The organism is Streptomyces sp. NPDC005963, assembly GCF_040638655.1.
Taxonomy (GTDB): domain Bacteria; phylum Actinomycetota; class Actinomycetes; order Streptomycetales; family Streptomycetaceae; genus Streptomyces.
Window position 1 is genome coordinate 1 of the sequence record NZ_JBEXVD010000093.1, and the last position, 1,268, is coordinate 1,268.

Consider the following 1,268-nt stretch of genomic DNA (forward strand, 5'->3'; position numbering starts at 1 on the left):
CCCATTACCTTTTTGGTGGTCCCGCAATGGGGCTCCCGGCCTCCGGGCCCGGCATGACTGCTCCCCCCTGTTGAAGGTATGGCCCGGGGGGTGGTGTCACCGGTCCCGGAGGCACTGACAGACCGCTGATTAGGGGCATGACCACCGACTCCTCCGGGAGACAGGGAGGCTCTTCGTAATGTGGATGTGGCGATCGGTGCCGACGGACGGCCGGGCGGGCACGACTGAAGGACGCACGTGATCGACACCGGCGACATCGACGTCTACCTCGGTCTGGACGTCGGCAAGGGCGAACACCACGCCACCGCCGTCACCCCGGCCGGGAAGAAGGCGTTCGACAAGCGCCTGCCCAACAGCGAACCGAAACTGCGCGAGGTCTTCGCGAAACTCCAGGCCAAGCACGGGACCGTGCTCGTCGTGGTCGACCAGCCCGCGTCGATCGGCGCCCTGCCCCTCGCAGTCGCGCGGGACATGGGCTGCCGAGTGGCCTACCTGCCCGGCCTGACGATGCGGCGGATCGCCGACCTCTATCCGGGCGAGGCCAAAACCGACGCCCGCGACGCGTTCATCATCGCGGACGCCGCCCGCGCGATGCCCCACACCCTGCGGGCGATCGACCTCGAAGACGAGACGATCGCCGAGCTGGAGATGATCGTGGGATTCGACGACGACCTCGCGGGCGAGGTCACCCGGGTCGGGAACCGGCTCCGCGGCCTGCTCACCCAAATCCACCCGCACCTGGAACGGGTGATCGGCCCGCGGATTCAGCACCCGGCCGTCCTCACCCTGCTGGAACGGTTCGGATCCCCGGCCCGGATCCGCAAGGCCGGACGCCGACGGCTGGTCACCCTCATACGCCCGAAGGCCCCCAGGATGGCCGAGCGTCTGGTCGATGACATCTTCACCGCCCTCGACGAGCAGACCGTCGTCGTCCCGGGCACAGACGCCGCCGCGCTGATCGTCCCCAGCCTCGCCACCTCGCTCCAGGCGGTGCTCGACCAGCGGAAAGCCCTGGCCGGCCGGATTGAGGAACTGCTGGAGGCACACCCTCTTTCCCAGGTCCTGACCTCGATGCCCGGCATCGGCGTCAGGACCGGAGCCCGCATCCTCATCGACGTCGGCGACGGCAGCAACTTCCCCTCCGCCGCCCACCTCGCCGCCTACGCCGGCCTCGCCCCGGCAACCCGCAGTTCCGGCTCGTCCATCCGCGGCGAACAACCCTCCCGCCGCGGAAACAAGCAGCTCAAACGGGCCTTCTTCCTGTCCGC

The 1,268-nt window shown here is 69.2% G+C and carries 1 protein-coding gene; it reads left to right on the forward strand.

Annotated features, from left to right (window positions below; translation table 11 throughout):
• Nucleotides 1-240 precede the first annotated feature (240 nt).
• A partial coding sequence (locus tag ABZ348_RS34700) for an IS110 family transposase (protein ID WP_358940008.1) occupies nt 241-1,268 on the forward strand: 1,028 nt, incomplete at its 3' end.